The following is a 21,556-nucleotide window of genomic DNA, read 5'->3' as shown; positions in this document are numbered from 1 at the left end:
GAGCCACCGACTTGTTAAAACGAAAGAAACTGAGGCACAATGAGTACTATGATATGCAATATCATTTTGATTCTTTATACGCTCAAAGTGCTGATGGTCAAAATTATTATGGATTACTCGATTTAATGCAATCCGATGAAAACATTCGATTAGCTTATCGTAATATTAAACGAAATACCGGCAGTAAAACGGCTGGATATGATGAATTAACGATTGAAGATATAAGTCAATTGTCCGTAGTGGAAGTTGTATCAACGATACAACGAATGTTTGAACGTTATACACCCAAAGCCGTTCGGCGGGTTTTTATCCCGAAGGCAAATGGGAAAACACGTCCATTAGGGATTCCGACCATTTGGGATAGATTTTTCCAACAGTGTATTCTTCAAGTGCTTGAGCCAATTTGTGAAGCAAAGTTTTACAAACATAGCTATGGTTTTAGACCGAATCGCAGTACACATCATGCAAAAGCTAGGTTCGAGACGCTCATTAATCGAGCGTGTTTATATCACTGTGTAGACGTCGATATTAAAGGGTTCTTCGATAATGTAAATCATGCCAAACTATTAAAACAAATGTGGTCGCTTGGTATTCGTGATAAGGCACTACTCTCTATTATCTCGCGTCTTTTAAAAGCTGAAATTATAGGGGAAGGATTCCCAACCAAAGGTACACCCCAAGGGGGCTTATGCAAAGCTTCGCATAATCCACCTTATGCAAAGAAGATGATTATGCAAAGTAATCGAAGGAAACCTTGTAAGTACGGTATTTCAATTTAATTTACTTTGCATAATTATTTCAAAAAAACTCTGGAGTCAATCCTGTTAAAGCAGGAAAAGTACAACAATCGGAACTAAAATAAAAAGTTCGGGTAGATTTTCAGGATTATTGAAGTAAGGGATCAAATATATTATGCAAAGTAAATAGGGACGATATCCTTTAACAATAGGATTGATACTGTTTACTTCGCATAATTACTTTCTTTGCATAAGGGGGGATATTATCGCCCCTGTTATCTAACATTGTATTAAATGAATTAGATTGGTGGGTTAGTAATCAATGGGAAAGCCTAGAAACACGAAAGCCATATAAATCGTATGCTGGCAGATACAATGCATTGAAAAAATCGAACTTGAAACACTGCTATATTGTAAGATACGCTGATGATTTTAAAATTCTTTGTCGCACTCGCTCACAAGCGATAAAAATGCATTATGCAGTGAAAGATTTTCTTCAAACAAGGCTTCACCTTGAAATTAGTGAGGAAAAATCAAAAGTGGTCAACTTAAAGAAAAACTCATCAGAGTTTTTAGGATTTCGTCTTAAGGCACATCGGAAGCAGACGAATAAAAGAACTCTTTACGTTGCACGATCACATATGACCAAAAAGTCACTCGATAATGCACAGATAAAGCTTAAACAAGCAATAAAGGTAATTCAGAAACACCAATCACCTGAAAATGTTTGGCGATTCAATACGGTAATAATGGGAATACAGAATTATTATTCCGCAGCATCGCACATCACATTAGACTTAAATAAGCTGAGCGGTCGTCTTAATAAAGCGTTATTCAATCGTTTAAGGGAAATGAGGAAAGAAGCAACGTTTCAGGAACTCACAAAAACCTTACAGAAACGGTATAAGGGTTATGAATGTAAACTTTATAAAATAAAAGGAATGGTACTTGTCCCAATTCATGCCCAACGTTGTAAGGTGAATCTTAATTTTTCTCAATCAATCTGTAACTACACTACCGTAGGTAGAAATAAAATCCACCAAAATTTGCGGGCAATTAATAAACAAGTACTCGCTTATGTGATGAAGCTATATATACCAAGTCGGTCTATTGAATATAACGACAATCGGATTAGCCGATTTATTGCACAATACGGGAAATGTGCCGTTACAGGAATTGAATTAGGACGGAACGATTGTCTCTGTCATCATAAAATACCATTTCATCTAACACAAGATGATTCATACGGAAATTTAATGATAGTATACCAACCTGTTCATCGTCTCATTCATATGAAAAATCAAGAGAAAATACAAGCGCTTTTAAATATGCTTAAGTTAAATGAAAAGCAACTTAAAAAGGTCAATGAATTGCGTGAGCAATGCCTAAACGAAGCAATCTGATTCTACATTTCATCTTGCAAATACATATAAATATTGAATGAATTGGATTAGTTGGAACGCCGTATGAAGTGAAAGTTTCATGTACGGTGTGAAGTGGGGGAAAAGCTGGCGATAACTTCAAAGGCTTACCTATCACTATAGACCCTTCGGCCAGCTACATTGAGCTTAACAATATTTCACCTAACGGATTTTGGGTGTGAATTTATTATTGCATTTTTACGCTGCACAAAAAAAAAATTTGCAAATCTTTAAGCTCCATTCAATGGTATTCAATCGTTCATCCATTATAGAATGAACTTCTTTTTTAGTTAGGTTGTTATTTGCAGATCAAATCTCCCTTTATAAAGTGTTAGGGCAATAAACTCTGACAACAAAAAAATATTGGGGGTAATTAATTATGGCATCAACAGCTCAAGAAATCATCGTATTCGCAGGCTTATACGACCACTTAATAACACTACAAACAAATCAAAATGGTTCTACGGTGGATGTATCTATTGCAGTGAAACAACAGGGGGGCGGTCATGGACAATCAGCAAATACGAACTGGACGATGTATCTGGAACGTGCAATCAATGACGCTTGGATTCCTATTGGCACTCGCACTGGTTATACATCGAATACTAGCCCATCTAATCGTGACTTCCCAAACATTCCTAAGGAAGATAATCCTTTACGAATTCGAATGGTGTACAAAGGTTTCAATCCCAATACTAACAAACCACAAGATTATCATCAAAACAGCAAAGTTTGGATTCGGTAATTGAATGTCGGGAGAAGGAATTATTCCTTCTCCTTTTTTTATTCGCGATAAATTAATCGGATATTTATAATCAAAATTCAAATGAGGGAGAGGCTCCTGAAGGTTGGCCATACATAGGAAACATTCGATACAAATTAGAATGTGCAAATTGAAGTATGGCAGAGTGTTGCGACAAAGAACGTAGGATTATGGTCAGACTCATCAATAACAAAGAATATGTTACATTTACATCGTGAGCCCTAGAAGATTTATGCGAATTGAATTCTATCGAAATAGCAACTACACAGAGCTTAATGGTGTAGTTTCCACAGGTCCATTTGAAAGAGAATTATTGATATAAGACAAAGATAATAACAAATTTGTAGTCCTATTGTTTATTTTTCAAGGGTTTCAACTTGATTCAACATCGACTTATAGCTCATGTCGGAAATACAAAAAAGGAAGAACAGTTACAACTGTTCTTCCTTTTTTGTATGGAGATATTCAAAAAAACCGGGGACATTATTGTCTATTTTACCTTCTTTAATTTTACGTATGATCATTTCTTTTAAATCTTGTTCAAGGTCTTTTCTATTATTTAAACTTGTTTGAGATAAAGAGGCTGCTATCTTAGGCTGAACTCTGCCAATAATAAATTCGATATCTTCTTCTTTTAAGTCTACCATTATTTTCTCTCCTTGGATGATAGTACGTTTGTTAGTTTATTAAGAGCAATTTCTAATGTCTCGATTTTTTTTTCAAACCGAATAAGAAGATAAACGGTTACAGCTATAGGAAAACCTAAATTGCTTATCATCATTATAGTATCTTCATACAACTTCCGACATCTCCTTTCTAAGTCTTGTAAGGGCATTTCTTTTAGCTTTAGTTACAGCCTGCTGAGATATCCCAAGAAATATTGCAACCTCAGTGTCTTTCATATTATCCATGTATATAAATTGCAATAGTGTTCTCTGCTTGTCAGTTAATCTTTGAAAAGCTTTGTATAGAACGGGGTCATTTATTTCATGTTCTAAGTTCCCCTTACAATCCATTTTATAATGCTGATGATCTGCTATTAACTCAATATTTCTGTAACCACTCTCGTTTTCTTTATCTATTGATAAAACAAAATTATTTCTGTGTTTTCTTTCTTTTATATCAAAATGCTTACTTTCGAAGTGAATCATTTTGATAAAATAGCTAATACACCGTATCTTATAAAAGTACTTTTTAAATTGCTTGTCCAACTCTTCTCTTGTCCCATTTGTCGGGTTTTCCATGTAGCTTCTATAAGTCTCCGCATTTTCATCTATTGACAGAAAATTATTTAAAACGTAATCGGTTTCGAACATAATTCTACCTCTTTCCTGTTGTTAAATATTCACATTCGTTTGGTTTAAAAAAACAGTTGTTTTAAAAAGAGCAATTACCTCTCTAAACAACAACTAAATAAGCAAAAATGAACTTTTTTATGATATATAATCTCATCTCTTAAAAAAAGCTGCTGGACATTGAAAAACGCCAGCTAGGAACGAATATTCGAAAAATCTATGGCCTATAGGTACCACACACCGTTATATGTGTAATGATTTGTGCGTTTTGTGACAGCATACAAGTGAAATGAGGAGCGATATTGACTTGAGGGTTTAATCAGGTGAACGACAAGAGTATGCAAATTTACTAATACCCTAACACCAATACACGCTGCCCTCATATTACAGCGAAGGTCGGTGTTTCTATATTCGACACAATATGCCCCAAAACCAATTCCCCTTTAGACAGCCCGCAAAACTCGTAAATGATACGCACCCTTCCCTCCACCACTAATCTATGGGGATAACGGGGGATCGACGTCATGAGTAGATTAAAACGACAATGAACTATTTGGAAAAGAACTTTGAGAAAGAATGTAAGCCATACTTATTTGGAGTTTATATTTAATTTAAAAAAACTCGCGTAACAAGACTAAAACCGTGGTTTTAGAGCTGTTGCACGAGGGTTCTCCGAAGTCGCCTTATATTTAATTTGTGAGTCAATTATACCGCGTTGTTACCAGAATGGATTTAAAATTAAATTACGATATTTTAAATGAATTTGCGATGCAAAATGTTGCGATACTTTGTTTCTTAAGTGAGTTTTAATTATTATTGAGCATTTGCGAAAGGGAAGAGCAAGAAACAGATCTTGCTGGATTTCGTTGGCGTAATTTCTCTCACTCGAGCCAAGTCCCTGAATTCACGGAATGGTTGTACCTCTTTGAACTTGGGAATTCTTAATTGAGTAGAATAGTAAAACACAAAACAATGCTCACCACTAAGGCGAGCATTGTTTTGTGTTTTACTATTTAATTCTTTCTTCAAGAACCAAAATTCCATAGCACCCGTCGATATAATCCACTCTTTCCTCCTGGTTTATGAAAATATTTAATGAAACCATTTTTAATCATGTGTTCAATTTCTTCGTTATTTGCAGTAGAAGGTTTGGTCTTGTTTTTCACAGTCTCCGGAGGGAACCCAAATTGATCTGCCGCCCTTTATGGCGTTATATAATCATTAATGTTAAAGATACTCTCATCCTCTGTGTCGATTGTTTACAGTCGAACTTTGTATTACCTGCCATCCAGTCCTGCAGGATTGGAAATTCTTAATCGAGCGTAACAACTTTTCATTGTTAACAGTTAAAAATATTTCATACCAATCGCTTCAATTACCACTTTTAAATTTTCACTGTCCAGTGAGTTGAATAGGGATTTGATGGTCGGGAATTGAATTTCACCTTCTATTTCATATAGATTTACATCATTAAACAATTGCCACGCAATTTCAAGCATTGCTCTTTCAGAATTCGACCATGCTTTCGACATATCTAATAATAATTCCTTATCAATATTGCAATCGTCTAATGCGGTCATAATTCCCTTTTTCTCTATTGCTGCAGCTACGAAGGCAAATGATTTGTAATAGGTGTCATCATTGTTCAATATGCTAGTAAATTGATTATATAATTCTTCATGATATTGGTTTTTATAAAACAATTTTCATACACTCCTCTTTTTTTAAGAATATTTATATTCCCCTAAAGATATTTTTCTTTTAAATAATTAACAAAATCTATTACGGGTGTTGCACAGTAACCTGTTGGGTTGAAATCTATAGTAGGGTACGATCTCATATTTGTTTTAACCGCTATCCCATGGCGCTCCAGGCTCTTTATATCTGAATTATAACACTTAACTAATGTGGATTGTGATGTTACTACTCCTGTTAGTTTGTCTATCCATCATACTCTAATGTAATTTTGCATTATTCCTAAAGTTTCGTAGTGGGTTTCTATATTATGAACTCGCTTGAATGCTATCCATTCTTTAACTCGATTCGCTGAATGATAGTACTGTCCAACAAATTTTTTGTGATTTTAAGGAGTTTATTTCGTCTTAGATTGTATGAAAAGTCGGTTAAAATCTTGAAAAATACGAAGTTGACCAAACTTAAAAGACTATTTTTTAATAAATTTTTGAATTAGGTTGTTAAAAATAAAAGAAAATCCCCTATATATAGTGTTGAGTGATTAGCTAATCAATAACAACAAAAATCATATTATATTAGGAGGAACTACATTATGGCATGTTCAAAAGGTTTTATACAACTAGCATCAAGTGCTCCTGTTGTCCACACTTGTACTAGTAATAGTGGGTCAACTGTTAGTGTTACACTAGAGGGGGCAGGGGGCGAGAAGACGCCGTTCAACGGTGTTGTACGCTTAATTCTACAACGTGAAGCATCTAGCACGGATGCGTGGGTTCAAGTCGATTCTAAGGACATCGGTGCGTGGAACTCTAATGGCGCTAATAAGAACTCTTCATTTTCTAACGTTGCATCAGGTTACACTTATCGAATTGTCCCGGCATTTTACATTAACACCAACTATACAAACCCGGCTGGTGGGAGCGCTACTCACATCTTTTACAAGTAATAATAATTAAAACGAAAGCCTCCCGATTAACTGGAGGCTTTCGTTTTTTCGCTGTTATTTTACATAATCGAGTTGATATGGTATTTTTGTAGGTAATTCTCAAAAGAGGTGGTAAAAAAATGAAGTTGATTCATATTTTAGTTCTAGTTGTTTTGACGGCGATGTTGAGTGTAGGCGGTACGTTTTTAATTATGGAAAAGAACTATGCAAAAGAAGAGTCTGAACGCGCTGAGAATGGATTAGTTAGCAATTCAAAAGAAAGCGAAGAAGATAAAAAAGAGAAGTTTGTATCGATAGTGGATACGTCAGGTATGGGGTGGGAAACTCCTTTGTTTTCTCAAAAGATAGATGTATGGAAAAGTGGAGACGAACCCTTCGTTTACAGTTTAGTAGAAGATGTGATTCAACAGATGTCGCACCAAAAGATTGTCGCCAAATCGAAAGAAGGTTCGATTATGATAACGCCGGAAAGAATTGACATTTTGATACAGATGGTCGAAGAAAATAAAGATTTATATGAGCATCATGAAACGTATCTAGATATATTAAATCGTTGGAAAAAAGGTGATTTTTCAACAGTTGATGATGACCATAATCTTTTAATGGTTATGCAAAAATCGAAACTACCTGAAGGTTTAGCTACAGGAATAGCTTCAAAGGAACAAGAGATAAATTATATATTCAGAGTTTTCGCCAAAGAGGTAAGTGAAGTCTTTGGAAGTAGCGAAATAGAATAAAGTCAGTAAAAAACCTGCTTATAAATTAGAGGCCACTGAAAAAGTCCTTTCACGGTAACTTAAGCTAGTGAACCTACTCAACACGCTTCGGCGCTTGCGGATGCCTCCCACCATAAGCCGGGCAGAAAACCACTGCCAGTCTTATGGCTCCGGCTACCGCTGTAAGGCGCCTACGCTGAAAAATCGAATTTCATAAGTTCATCCTATTTACATGAAGCACACCATTTCTTGATTTGATTGAGAAATGGCGTGCATTTTTGTTGTATAATGAAAGGACTAAATTCAGGTGGTGTCCCGATGATTTCCAATCAAGAATCCCTTAACCTCAGTCCATATATGGCGATCTATGATATCGTTGTGCCAAAAAATAATAGGCTACGTCTAATTGGTGAGCTTGTCGATTTCACGGTCTTTCTCGAAGAATTGGCAAGTAAGTATTGCCATGATAACGGTCGCAATGCAGTACCTCCGATTCGTATGTTTAAATATTTATTGCTGAAATCCATTTTTGATTTGTCAGATGTGGATATTGTCGAGCGTTCAAAATATGATATGTCTTTTAAGTATTTTCTTGATATGGCACCGGAAGATGAAGTTATTCATTCTAGTTCATTGACAAAGTTTCGTAAGCTTCGTCTCCACGACGTAGGTTTATTAGACATGCTAATTGATAAGACTGTTGGGATTGCTTTGAAAAAGGCTTGATTAAAAGTAAAACAATTATCGTGGATGCTACGCATACGAAATCACGTTATAACCAAAAATCCGGGAAAGAATTTTTAATGGAGAAATCGAAAAACCTCCGAAAATCGGTCTATCAGTTTGATGAATCGATGAAGGAAAAGTTCCCTGCTAAAACGACTTCTAACGAAGTTCAGCATGAGCTAGACTATTGTCAAAAAGTCATTGGAGTTGTTGAAAAGGAAGCACATATTGCTCGAATTCCCGCTGTTCAGGAAAAATTAAATGTCTTAAAAGAAATAGTGGAAGATTATACAGAGCAGCTTCATTTTTCCGCAGATCCAGATGCGCGTGTCGGTCATAAAACGGAGGACTCTTCTTTCTTTTGTTATAAAACGCATATTGCGATGAATGATGAACGAATGATTACGGCAGCGATTGTGACAACAGGGGAGAAAAGCGACGGGAAATACTTGCAAGAATTGATTGAGAAAAGCCAGGGCACGGGTATGGAAATTGAAACAATACTTGGGGATACTGCTTATTCTGGAAAAGATAATATTCTCTATGCCAAGAAAAATGAACTTGAACTTGTATCGAAATTAAACCCTCAAATTACACAAGGATGCCGTACGAAGGAAGATGAATTTGAGTTCAATAAAGATGCGGGGATGTATGTTTGTAAGGCTGGACAAATGGCTATTCGAAAGGCTCGTCAAGGTAAGAAGAATGTCGGAAAAAATCAGCGGGACATCTATTATTTAGATGTAGAAAAGTGTAAGGTTTGTCCATTTAAAGAAGGGTGCTATAAAGATGGTGCCAAAAGTAAAACCTATTCGGTGACGATTAAATCGACGGAACATAAGGACCAAGAAGCGTTTCAAAATAGCGAGGAATTTAAGGAGAAAGCGAAAGCCCGTTATAAAATTGAAGCGAAGAATAGTGAATTAAAGCACAGACACGGGTATGATGTAGCCACTTCCGCGGGTCTATTTGGTATGCAGATGCAGGGGGCCATGGCTATATTCGCAGTGAATCTCAAACGGATACTAACCTTGATGAAGGAAGAAGAGTGAGAAATACTAAAGAAAAAGGCAACATTTCAATCCGTCTTGTAAAATTTAAAAACGTAAGTTTTTCAGTGGCCTCATAAATTATAGGCGGTTTTTTTTTCAAGAAAAATATAGCTAGGAAGTGTTCCCTCGTTCCCCCATAAAGTACAAATTTGCTATCTCTACTTTGTCTTTATGTTGTTTGTTATGTTATCACCCAAACTCATTAGGTGGCGCTGCCCCCTATCCCCCGAAAATCTTATAACATTAAGATAGGTGAGAAAGTTAAAGTCTATTTTTTACTTGGTTCATATTGCGTATAACGCATGTAAACTCGCCGTTGACGACTTACCCAACTTCAGATATCTATTGCATTATCAACAATTTCATTCGTTTTTTTAAGAAATCATTTGAAATTCTGTCTTTCAACGATTTTTTAAAAGTACGCATTATGAAATTGATTCAATCAACAAAGGAAAATAGATTTCACGTATTTAATTTATAAGACAGCATTTTACGCAAATAGAACCATGTAGGTGTTCCTATAAGCACTTTACCCACTTTTCTGTATAATTCCAATTGAGATAAACCGTCTATGAACGACACGAATGCTAACTAGGAACAACAAATTTAACCAAATTTAATAATCGCAGCTAATAAATATCCCCAGAAAAAAGAGCTATAAATTAGCCCTTCAGTATTTTTCTATATTTAATTTTCTAAAGGTATTTCTCAAAACTGTTCCTCAGTATTGCAGTTTAAATCCTGATGTATTACATATGTATTACATTCCGTGCCCGGCAAGTAATGGTTATTCGTAACGCCTGTCACGATAAATACGTTCAAAGAAGTGAATCGAAAAATTAGTACTGGCTCACTTCTTTGGTTTCTTTTTTAGTGTAATACCATATTTTCCGCACTATCTCGAATGCCTTTAGCGTGTACTTGAACAGTTTTCTCGAACAAAACGAACACCACCAACCTGTTATTTTCAATATGGCCAGATTGATTGATTCGTATAAATAAGACTCCCCCACTTCTCAAATGGTGGTATTATCCTCGGGACAATAAGACAGTGTCCCAAGGATATCTTGAAGTAGGGATGGAATTAAATGAGAGGAAACCTAACAACCAAAGCGGGGTATTATGTTAAAATTCAGAGGAGCTTACTACTGTATGCAAATATGTATGGAAAAGAGGTATCCTTTATGAATCGTGAAAAATTGCTTGTAGAAAGTTATCTTACTCAATCTCTTACATCTTATAAAAAGTTTATGGATATTGAAAAAATGCCTAGTTATGAACTTATTTTAATTGAAGATGAATCAAATCAGACTAACTTCAATGTTATTGCATCTCATAATTATGATGTTGTATCTGATAAACACACTCTAAAGGTTAGTAAGGATATTGTTAAAGGTAACCAAGATTATATTATATTTCACGAGTTTACTCATATGTATGATGTAATCACTTATTCAGCCAAGGACCTTAGGTTATATGCTGCTAATCGTGGTTTTACGGAGTATCATGCTGCACAAATAGAATTATTAAAATTGTTAGGAGTAGACTCTATTGATGACAAAATATCTTTTTCTCTAACACAGCCCATTGAAACATTCACTGGAAATACAACCGTATTAGAATATGTTTTGGAATGCCGTAATGGAACTAGACAGCATATTTCAAATGAAAATTTTGCAGATAATATTTATCCACTTAATAATGTACTAGGCATGATTTTTAATCATCTTGGACGTGTCTCCATATGCCAATTGTATGCTAATGACTTCGAACTTTATAGAGATGAATTAAAAAATATGGAATGTGAAACAGCATTTTTAGGAAATGATTTTTTAGAGATGACTTCACTAGCTAATGGTTTTTTAGATGAAACGACTGTAAGAATATTAGGTGAATTATACATTCCGTTTATGTTTGATTTAATTGAAATACACAAGATAAAATTCTAGGTCTTATTTATTTTTTACTAGCTTTTTATTTCAGATGAGTAAGAATCACAAAGAAGTGAGTCGGGATTTGTTCCTGACTCACTTCTTTGGTTTCTTCTTTAGTGGAATACCATATTTTTTCGCATTATCTCGAATGCCTTTCGCATGTTCCTGTACAGTTTTCTTGGTCAATTCGTACACCTCCTAACCTGTCACATTCAATATGGCCAGAATGATTGATTAGTATACATAAGACTCCCCCACTTCTCATATGGTGGTATTATCCTTGGGACAATAAGACAGTGTCCCAAGGATATCATGAAGATAGGAGGGAATTAATTGAGCGGGAAAGGGCAACTAAAGATTAGGAAAGTACGGAGTGACAAAAAAACGGACGTAAAACCCACTGTTTTAAACGCTCTTGCTAATACAATTGAACGACTATCTTTTATTACAAATACACCGATTTGGAGTGTTATAGAAAAGATCTGTATTAATGGAATCGGACAAAAGAAAGTTGTTAGTTATTTGTCTCAGAACTTTCGTCGAACTGTTCGTATAGACAATACACTATATTTAGGTGACATAAACAGAGTATCTGTAAAAAAGAGGATGCCCGCCGGTGAGACAGAACGTTTATCGACACAGTTCAAGGCTGATATGATTGAAAAACTTGCTGTACTAGCGTATGCATTGAATTGTTCAGTTGCCAGAGCTTGCGCGCTGCTACTCGATGCCAGCTTGAGAGATGGCGATTATATTAATGAATTTGTACGGGGATACCTAGAAGAAAATATAGATGAAGAACGAATGAAGGAACTGAAGAAGGTACTGAAGTATATTAACACCGATAATCCGTACGAAGAAGAGTTTTCCTGGGCTTCATTGTTATCGTATATGATCGACGAAGTGAAGGATAGTGCACTCAAGATTCAGGATACGGTAACGGAGTTCATCGTACATCACTGGAAAGAATAAATTAAAAACAGGCGACTTTTACGATTGCCGCCTGTTGCTGAAAGATACTTCATTATACAAATTGAAGAGTTCCTACTTAACGGAGAAACTAACCATATCCTCTTCTCTTGCAGTAGCATTAAAATGCTACATAACGTAATGGATTTACGGCGCTTGGCCCGCTGACTGAATAATATCCAACATGAAATTCGAAATGAAGATGAGGACCTGTAGACAATCCAGTACTCCCCATATTACCAATCGATTGTCCCCTACTGACATTTTGACCTGCGATTACATTAATATTAGATAAATGGGCATAGACAGTCGTATACACTTCGCCACTTACTACATGAGTTATCATAATCATATTCCCATAGGTACTATGCCAACCCGCTTGGGAAACAACTCCAGTGCCTGCAGCGGCGATAGGGGTACCTTCACTGTTAGCAATATCCAAACCTCTATGCTGCTTAACCGTTCCTTTTATAGGATGCGTGCGCATTCCAAATTGGGAGGAGAGTCTTCCAGTCGCTGGGCTTGTCCAAGTACCAGTTGTCGATGAGGAATTCGGATAGTAGTCCACAATATTAGCTTCGCAATTCATTGTCAGCCCACCAAATGATTCGACGTTCTTTGTCACTCTTGGAACCCAGTATTCATTAAGTCCAAGTGGATCGTTGGCGGCGCCAAGCGGAGCATACGCACTCCCTAACTCCTGGATTGTGTCCCGTCCCTCTTTATGTATGAGGCGGTTTAACGTTTTCCCCATTGATCTCAATCCATCTTCAAGTGAGTCGAACTTAAGTAATGATGACCAGTTACTACTTGGATCCATTAACCCCCCTGGATTATTATAGTGAACAACTGCATTTGATTTTCCGTTCCCCGTTTCTTGGAATGCAATAGCTGCCATTACTACCGGATCGATGTTATATTCATTTGCAATCTCAATGAACAGATGCTCGTTCCCTATTAGAACGCCTGCTTTGTTAAACTGCTTAACGAATCCCCCCTCATCTAATTCACCATCGGCTTGACAAAATGAAGACGTAATGCGATTTTGCTCTTCGCGGAAAATACGCTGTTGTTCCTCAAGTATTTCTTTTTCAACATCTAAACTCATCTTATGTGTTTCTTCATACTCTTCTTGTAGCTCATTTCTTTCGTTCCTTAATTGCTCTTGTGCAACTTCCAAATCATCAATGAGCCGGTCTTTTTCAGCTCTTAATGAATCAAGGGAAGAACGCTTTTCCTGTAATTTAGCTTTATTGTCTCTCTGAGCTGTTAGTCTTTGATCGAGCTTTTCTCGAATCGCCTGCAGTTGTTCTTGATCAGACATCTGTTGCTTCATAATATTACGGTCTGCATCAAGTAGTATTGTGACTGAAGTGAATCGATCAATGAAATCCGAAAAGCTATTTGCTCCAATAAGTACGTCAATATAGTTAACAGAACCACCATTTACCTGTATCGCACGTACACGCTCTCGTAGCACTATGTCTCGTACAGCAGTTTTATTTTCTAGACCAACAATTGAGTTATGCAAGGTCTCGATTTCTTCTATGGCCTTTAAAATCACAGACTCAAGAGGGGAAATTTCATTATCCAAATCATCAATTTGATGATTCATGGATTGGATTTGAGAAAGTAATTCTTCCATTTTCGATTTATTCGAATCCATTGATGTTTCTTTACCCTGGATACTTGATTGTATGTTTTTTTTCTTTTCATCTAATGACTTTTTTTCACCTTGTAAGTTTGTAATATCTTCGGCAAATACTAGAGGCGTGTTGAGGACAAAAGAATATAGTAGTATTGTAATCAAGAAGGTACTCTTCCACCTATAATTTAATCGATTAGCGAAAAATAATCGCAAAATTCTACCTCCTTTTAAAAGGAATAAATACCTTTTAGTACAACTTTTATATTTTCACAGAGTTCAAATTCTATTTTAGTAATTTGGTTCTATTTAATGGAGAATTTAATTGGTTTTATTTAGAATGCGAACCTTCACCAAGCATTAGGGTGTCCCTGAATTTCTACAATTGATCGATTTATGGTTCAAGCCATACTTTTGTCGTAAAAAAAATTGACGAGAATAACATGAGAGGTACATAAAAGTTTGACAGATTCTTTGTTTGAGTGCCGTAAGAAACTCTTTTCAAAAGTCGGCCACAACTATCACATTGAAAACATAAGTTGTGATGAATTTCCATCGCATTAAACCAATAATTCATTTTCAATCCGCACTTACATTTTTGCATTTATGTCTCCACCTTTCCTGCATTGATAAATGAACAATCCAATATAACCAGCAATTATACTAATTAGTTGTCCTAATAGCCTTTTTCAAAACTACTAGTAAAATTCCATAGAGTATTCCTGAGTAGATGAAAAATGAGAATCCAATATCCCTTAAAAATAAAATAGTTATATTTGGTGTTTCCAGGAAAAGATGAACTACGCCAAATATAAGAAAAACTAGATATGAGGGAAACAGTATATACCAAACAGTTCGCTTCATAATAGGATGGTCATATTCAAGCCATTCATGAAATGCACGGGTCATGATAAAGCTACAAAGAACTATTAAAATGAGGTCTAGTGTATTATTAAGCATCAATTATTACCGCTCCAATTTAATATGAAATTTATGAGAAGTTATAGAAGTTATTTTCGATTGGTACAATTGACTCTGCAAAGCACTTTCTAAATTCATCAATATTGCTTTTGTTTACCGCCCCAAAATTTCTGATGAATATGAACTTAAACGGGTTGGCGGCATAATTTTCAACTTCCCTTAAACTTAAAAGTGAAGACACCTTATAAATTTCTTTATTCCAAACTTCACAGTTATCAATTTTCTCAATTAAATCAACGTATTTGTTCCTTTCTGTATTCCAGCTTGCAAATCCTTGTACTGCGTGGAACGGCGATTTCGTGATTTTGATTTTCACATTTCCAATTCCACAACATTTTTCAAGATAAGCACCGTCAGCATTTAGTTGAAAAAAAGTTGTTTTAAACTCTGCTAAATTTAAAGTTGTACGTAATCGATGGAGTTGTAAAGCATCCCCTATCTTTTGGTTAAATTTTTTTGCTGAATGAGTATCTTTAAATACACCACAAGCTCTTACTTCAATTGCATCAATTATTTTTAACACTCACTATTTCCTCCTTAACCTAAATTTCATGGATTTTGATTTTATGTTACCTGTACATATCCGAATAAATTCTTGAGTAGTTTGCTTCCTATATGCAATTGCGGTATCTAAATACGTGCCAATAATAAATCCAAGTATGCCGCCTCCAGCTAATGAAAGAAAAAATTTAGAAGGGTTTCAATTAACCCAATCGACTGTGTAACAAAGTAGCTGCAAAATTGCTACCTGATATAAAGAAGATAGATGTGAATACATATCTGATATGGGGTGATCACTTTGAATTTAGGTCCACCCTTACGGTATTAGTCACAGAGTTATTTACCCTTATCGATTTATTTCTTGGTACTTCTTTGTTAAAAACATATTCTTCGTGGATAATTTTTCTTTGATAAAGTATTTGATTTCTAGCAACGTCTTCCTTGTTCAATGCCTTGACACTCCCTTCAGTACATTTTAATATCACACAAACAGTGAATGAGAAAAAATTGACTTCTGAACCTACAATTCAATGCTTTCATGATGTAAAATACAAAAAAAGAACCTCACATAAATACCTGAAAAGGTATCCACGTGAGGTTCTCCCTCGAGTGATTTGTTAATTAAATTCTATTTTAATCATACGAAAGGATTAGTTGGTTGTCAACCAATATTCATATGGTGACAGAATAGGATTCCCCTTTTAACAATGAGTGTAGAGGCTTCTCTTATTTAGAAGTTCGCGCTCAAGATAGCTGTTGAAAATGCTTGGCTTTATTATACCCTGGCCACTGTAACATAACTTTTTTCTTTTAGAAAAATGCCCCTAAAGCAGTTATTACTTTAGGGGCATTTAGGAAAGAACTTTTTTGTTAAGTAAAGATCTTTTTTGTCATACTACACATTAATGTGTTACGGACGATTTATAATCATCATAACTCGATTGATCACCATGATAGAAAATGACATCTCCATCAATCAATTTAAAATCACGATCATATGGATCGATGAAATTGTATTTAAACCCTTCCATTTTCCACTGATTCGCCAATGGACCTTTATGATACTGCAAATGTGGTTTTTCGGTATTCTTATTATCTATCGTTTCAATGTTGAAATTCACGATTACATAGCCGTCTTGAAGAAAAATAGGTGACTTCTTCGTAAGACGATGTTCAACGCCATATCCCGCAATATCAGGATGAAGGAGCGGATCAACCACGTAGATATCAGCTGGTAAACTGTATTCGCCGTACCACTGCTGTTCTCGCGCTTTGGCATCTTTAGGTGAAACCATTGAGCCAGATGGCACTTGGTTTTCATCTGGTCCAATTAACGTTCGGAGGTTCCAGTTAAGAATCTGGTTACCATATGGACCGGTCTTAGTTGCTCTTTTCGAATAGTCGCGTTCAAAGTTTCGAATAAATGTTGATTCTAACGATTCATCTACAATAGAACGGAAACCATATTCATCTGGATTACGATAAGTAAACTTAGATGTGTCATAAAGCTGTTTCTGCTCCACATTTCGAAGAGGCTCATTTAACTTAACTTCTCTGTATTCCAAATCTTTTTCAGACCCGATTTTAGTGAAGTATTTGGCATCAGTATGATAGTAAATATCGACAGGACGACGGCCAGTACCATCTTTATTCACAAAATAGAACGATGGTGTAATTCTAATTGCATCATCCACATTCCACATGTTGCCCTTGGTTTTCATGTCGAATTTGAATTGATAGCCCGTTTTGACAGCAACGTTCTTATATCCTTCTGGATGGCTGCCCTGTCGTATAGGCAATGCGAAAGGATCTTCATTGCCACGAAGCCCACCATCAATCGCATTCTTACCTACCCAATAGTTGTTACCTGTATGCTCTATTAATCCTTCCTGTTTCCGGAAGACAGAACCCCATTGGTAATCAAGAATGTCGGTAACACGGAAATCGTACAACCTACCAACTACATCTACTTCGATTGTATCGTATGCGATATGATGCTGCATGACTTCATCCGGAGTACGGTAATCTAGGTTTAAGTTTGCATGATGTTCCTGCATTCCTTCTGATAGATTATTTTTCGGTACATCTTGCGGTTTAGCTCCTGGCGCATTAATTGCAATTGAACGATATTCAACAGTATAGGGACCTTCAGGAACCCACACTGGTAAGTAGAACGTCGATGCTTCAATACTTTTCGGAATCTTTATCCATGTGCCTTTCGGATAGAAACCTTCTTTTGTTTCCGTATAAACATCAAACGGAAACTTGACTTCTTTCTCTTCTACATATTTCAAGAAATCTCGTTCTCCATAACCTGGTGCAAGTCCATCATCCAAATGCTGACCGCTTGTTGGAAGCTTAACTGTAAACGGACGATCAAGAATGAACGCGTGTCGATCCTTGTTTGGATTTGCTGGTGTTGAACGTTCCGGTGGATTCGTTCGTTGGTCATGTTCTTTATCATCTGAAGCTCTCGCGTACATAACGACTGGCGTGTGCACTGTTACCGTGTTAATTTTTTCCGGTGAACATCCTGTAAATGAAAGACCGCCGCCTGACGCATTCCCGTTAGGACCGCTTACACACGTCCCGGGATTCGGATTAGGAATCGGATCGGGTTTTGGATTTGGATTTGGCGAAGTAATCGGCATTTTTATTACGGCGATTGTACGAACCGTCTCGTTGCCTGCCTTGTCCTTTGCATACACGGTATATGTTCCATTCTCCGTTACATTGAATATGTTACCGCTTAAAATAGTACCCTCAGTTTCGAAGTATGAGGCGGCCCTTCTTCCAGCAGCATACTTCTTCACATCAATACCGCTCCCAACATCATTAATATCTGCTGTTATCACAACATGGCTCTCAGTAGCTGCATCCGTCAAAACAATTGTTGGAGGTGTTTTATCGATGTTTGTGACTTCAATACTACTTTCTTCAGACATATTTTCTGCTCTGTCTTTTGAACGAGCAAACACTGTATTATTGTTCACCAATTTTACTGGTTCTCTATACAGTCTCCAAGCACCATTTTCCCCAATTTTATATTCCTTCTCAAATGCATCAGATGGATAAAAAATCGTTACAAGAACATCTTGATTTGTTGGGGTTGATGGATTTATAGAAAATGTCGCTTTTCCAGGTGCAACTCTATCAATGTTACTAATTGTGATAGTTTCTACCGTTTCATTGCCGGCAGTATCCCGAGCATAAACTGTATATGCTCCATTATCTGTAACAATAAATTTGTTTCCTGGTAATATCTCACCGGCTGTCGCGAAATATTCAGCATTTCTCGTTCCTGCAGCATATTTTTTCTCAGCAATTTCAACGTTATCTGTAATATCAGCCCGTATTGTAATGTCTACATTAACAGGTCTTTCAGGAGTTTGACTTAGTACAATAGTAGGCGGAATCTTATCAATGTTACCGATATTGATAGTTTCGACTGTTTCGTTCCCTCCTAAATCCTGAGCATAAACAGTATAAGTATCATTCTCACTTACTTTGAAATTCGGAACTAACAAATCCGTTCCGCCATTTTTAAAGAATTCAACAGATTGATTACCCTTGGCCCACTTTTGTACAGGTACGTTAGCTTCGTAATCGAACGTCACTTCATATTTATAAGTGTCTGTGTAAGTTCTTGTATCCTCTGCAGGTTTTGTTACATTACCTTTGTATCTGTATACATTACTAACTGTTCCTGGTTTACTGACAGTGCCACTTGCATAAAGGCTGTAGGCAATCGAGCACTGCATATTCACACCATAATTATGAGAATAACAATTATCACCACCTGGGTACGCTGTGATTTGTACTGTTCCAGTGTATCCTTCAGCATCACTATAGGGTGTAGGTCCTTGACTGAAGTGTTGTGTAATACTAGTTATACGCATTGGCTCCCATGTTGTATTAGTGTAGAGTGCAGTGGCCCATCCTTCCCCATAGTATTGGTTTACTAATACTTTACTCGGTCCCGGAATGTTGTTTGTACTATATAAATACATTTGCAAGTTACCTTTATATCCGTCAACGTTATAACTTGAACTTGGTTGTCCGGTTACAAATTTTGTTTCTTCAGGTATATAACTTCCACCTGTTTGTTTTTGTCCTGATGGGTTACCTCCAGAAGTTTTCACAGTAACCTTTTCTCCGTCTACACTAACAATTTCAACGTTTCCTGTATCAGCCTTAGCCCCATTTAACTTTTTCAATCCAGGGATAGTAAACGTTTCTATTTGAGTGCTCACTATACTCTCTGACGTGTTAACCTTCCTTTTTTCATTATCCTTAATGTCCGCCGCTATTGTTACATCTTGATTCGTAGGCGTAGTTGGATCTGCTGTCAATTTGATGACAGGGGCATTAGTGTCAATATTACTAATCGTGATTGAGCCGATTTCTGACCAGTTGCCAGCTGTATCTTGACCTCTTGCTTCTACTATACCCTTATCAGTCATAGGTACAGCGGACGTATACAATGTCCAAGCCCCACCGTTAATCCGATAGTGCTTGACGCTTGCATCAGATGGATAGGTAATGGTGACAAAAACATTTCCGTTTGTCGGACCTGATGTTGATGCGGAAAGTATAGGTGTTGCAGGTGGTATTCTATCAATGTTGGTGATTGTAATTGTTTGAATAGACTCGTTGCCCGCTTCGTCTTTTGCATAAACAGTGTAGACACCATTCACCGATACTTTGAACGAAGAGTCTAAGAATTCATTTCCACCTTCATTAAAGAAAGATATATTTTGATACCCACTCATCCACTTCTTAACCTGAATGTCACTTGAATCTTCAATTTCAGCAGTAATCGTGACATCTTGGTTTGTCGGGGTTGTAGGATTTGCTGTTAATTTAATTGTTGGTGGGATATCATCAATGTTTTTGATTGTTATCGTTTCTACTGCATCGTTACCAGCTACATCACTTGCGTAAACAGTATAAATTGCATTTTCACTTACTTTAAACGCGGATTCAAAAAACGACTTCCCATTTGATTTAAAATAATCCTTAGATTGTTCCCCTTTAGCCCATTTTTGAACAGGGACAACTTTCTCAAAATCTAATGTAATTTCATATTGGTATAAATCATCGTATGTTCGTGTATCCACTGCTGGTTTTGTTACATTACCTTGGTATTTATACACTCTAGTGTCGGTTACAGGTCTAGTAACATCCCCTCGATATTTATAGATTCTGGTATCTGTGTCAGGTTGTCTTACTGTCCCAGAATATAGACTATATTGGTAGGTTTGTGACATAACGGTCCTACCTGTTGAGAAATGCCCCCCGTTTGTGAAAAAGTACTCATAGGCTATACCTCCGCATGAATTACCCCAGTTATAACCCGGAGTATAAACAGTCGGTGAACCACCAGCCCATTTAGTGGCTTGTATTCCCCTCAATGGGTTGTTTGAGTTTGAACATTTTTCATTTGCATAAGCATAATCTAATATTGTGTCCATACTTATACTGTTAGGGAATTTAACTCCACTATTATATTCTTCGATAGTCATAAAGAAAGGATAATAATATACCCATTCACTTAACCATCCCGAGTACCCCTGTGCGTCACTATAAAATGGGGTTAGGAAGCTATTAATACTTTTTTCGCTACCTGGGGTTAACTTACCACTATACAAGTATTTCGTTAGATTTCCCTTATACCCACCGACATCAAAAGTTGGTGTCGGATGATCTGGGATATATTTAGTATCTTCGCTCAAGTATTCTCCACTGGCTACATACTGTGTTAGAGTTCCTTTATATCCCCCGACATCATAATTTGCGGCTGTCTGTTCAGTCACGTATTGGGTATCTGCTGGTGTATATTCCCCCCCAGTTTGCTCTTGTCTAGTCCTTGCACCTCCAGATACATTAACTGTCACTTTATCTCCATCTACATTTACTACTTCTACATTTCCGGTACTTACTGAAGCTTTGTTTAACTTTTTCAAACCCGGAATTGTAAATGTATGTGTTTGTGTGATGCTAGTGCTTTCGGGTGTCTTGAAATTTCCCTTCTCAAGGTCGCGAATATACGCCGAGATTGTTACATCTGTAGCTGTAAGCGTGGTAGGGCTTGCTGTTAAAGATATGTCAGGGGCGGTTTTATCTATATTATTTAGTGAAATTGAACCAATTTCTGACCATTCCCCTTCAGAAT

At 36.5% G+C, this 21,556-nt stretch carries 13 protein-coding genes and 2 pseudogenes; 8 read left to right on the top strand and 7 right to left on the bottom strand.

Translation table 11 applies throughout. The features are described from left to right. Positions 1-53 precede the first annotated feature (53 nt). From I2483_RS12075 to I2483_RS12065, 3 genes and pseudogenes are all read left to right on the top strand, one after another. Positions 54-680 (top strand): annotated as a pseudogene (locus tag I2483_RS12075) (reverse transcriptase domain-containing protein); the annotation flags it as partial. A 317-nt stretch (positions 681-997) separates the two neighbouring features. Further along, positions 998-2,140, top strand: coding sequence for a reverse transcriptase domain-containing protein (locus I2483_RS12070; protein WP_346014176.1), 1,143 nt, complete (start codon positions 998-1,000; stop codon positions 2,138-2,140). A 397-nt stretch (positions 2,141-2,537) separates the two neighbouring features. Continuing rightward, positions 2,538-2,903: a hypothetical protein gene (locus tag I2483_RS12065; RefSeq protein ID WP_207150883.1), complete on the top strand. Its 366-nt coding sequence runs from the start codon at positions 2,538-2,540 to the stop codon at positions 2,901-2,903. Between the two features lie 449 nt (positions 2,904-3,352). Here I2483_RS12065 and I2483_RS12060 read toward each other — a convergent pair whose 3' ends face one another. The 4 genes from I2483_RS12060 to I2483_RS12045 form a co-directional block, all read right to left on the bottom strand. After that, a complete protein-coding gene (locus tag I2483_RS12060) occupies positions 3,353-3,568 on the bottom strand; it encodes a hypothetical protein (RefSeq protein ID WP_207150884.1) in 216 nt (71 codons plus the stop codon). Continuing rightward, the gene (locus I2483_RS12055; protein ID WP_346267726.1) at positions 3,568-3,699 is read right to left on the bottom strand and encodes a YvrJ family protein; all 132 of its coding nucleotides are present in this window, start codon (positions 3,697-3,699) and stop codon (positions 3,568-3,570) included. The genes I2483_RS12060 and I2483_RS12055 overlap by 1 nt, the downstream gene beginning before the upstream one ends. Before the next feature lie 13 nt (positions 3,700-3,712). Then, the gene (locus I2483_RS12050) at positions 3,713-4,237 is read right to left on the bottom strand and encodes a sigma factor-like helix-turn-helix DNA-binding protein (RefSeq protein WP_207150886.1); all 525 of its coding nucleotides are present in this window, start codon (positions 4,235-4,237) and stop codon (positions 3,713-3,715) included. A gap of 1,325 nt (positions 4,238-5,562) precedes the next feature. Further along, on the bottom strand, positions 5,563-5,919 hold the full coding sequence (locus tag I2483_RS12045; protein ID WP_207150887.1) for a hypothetical protein: 357 nt from the start codon (positions 5,917-5,919) through the stop codon (positions 5,563-5,565). A 584-nt stretch (positions 5,920-6,503) separates the two neighbouring features. Here I2483_RS12045 and I2483_RS12040 point away from each other — a divergent pair. The 5 genes and pseudogenes from I2483_RS12040 (at position 6,504) to I2483_RS12020 (ending at position 12,257) form a co-directional block, all read left to right on the top strand. Continuing rightward, the gene (locus tag I2483_RS12040; protein ID WP_207150888.1) at positions 6,504-6,857 is read left to right on the top strand and encodes a hypothetical protein; all 354 of its coding nucleotides are present in this window, start codon (positions 6,504-6,506) and stop codon (positions 6,855-6,857) included. Between the two features lie 119 nt (positions 6,858-6,976). Then, the gene (locus I2483_RS12035) at positions 6,977-7,594 is read left to right on the top strand and encodes a DUF6241 domain-containing protein (protein WP_207150889.1); all 618 of its coding nucleotides are present in this window, start codon (positions 6,977-6,979) and stop codon (positions 7,592-7,594) included. Positions 7,595-7,891: 297 nt separating this feature from the next. Further along, positions 7,892-9,351 (top strand): annotated as a pseudogene (locus I2483_RS12030) (IS1182 family transposase). 1,088 nt (positions 9,352-10,439) lie between these two features. Beyond that, complete coding sequence (locus tag I2483_RS12025) at positions 10,440-11,300, top strand: hypothetical protein (protein WP_207277446.1); 861 nt, start codon at positions 10,440-10,442, stop codon at positions 11,298-11,300. Between the two features lie 318 nt (positions 11,301-11,618). Then, positions 11,619-12,257, top strand: coding sequence for a hypothetical protein (locus I2483_RS12020; protein ID WP_207150891.1), 639 nt, complete (start codon positions 11,619-11,621; stop codon positions 12,255-12,257). Between the two features lie 118 nt (positions 12,258-12,375). On the opposite strand, the gene I2483_RS12015 is transcribed toward I2483_RS12020, so the two are convergent. The 3 genes from I2483_RS12015 to I2483_RS12005 form a co-directional block, all read right to left on the bottom strand. After that, positions 12,376-14,064: a peptidoglycan DD-metalloendopeptidase family protein gene (locus tag I2483_RS12015; protein WP_207277445.1), complete on the bottom strand. Its 1,689-nt coding sequence runs from the start codon at positions 14,062-14,064 to the stop codon at positions 12,376-12,378. Between the two features lie 826 nt (positions 14,065-14,890). Next, positions 14,891-15,403 (bottom strand): hypothetical protein, encoded by a 513-nt coding sequence (locus I2483_RS12010; protein ID WP_207277444.1) that lies wholly within the window; start codon positions 15,401-15,403, stop codon positions 14,891-14,893. Positions 15,404-16,283: 880 nt separating this feature from the next. Next, positions 16,284-21,556 (bottom strand): fibronectin type III domain-containing protein (locus I2483_RS12005; RefSeq protein ID WP_481886341.1); only part of this gene is annotated, 5,273 nt, incomplete at its 5' end.

Origin of the sequence: Sporosarcina sp. E16_3, assembly GCF_017347125.1 — a bacterium.
Taxonomy (GTDB): Bacteria; Bacillota; Bacilli; order Bacillales_A; family Planococcaceae; genus Sporosarcina.
Note: the sequence above shows the minus strand (reverse complement) of the source record. Positions and strands in the feature narration are given on the sequence as shown.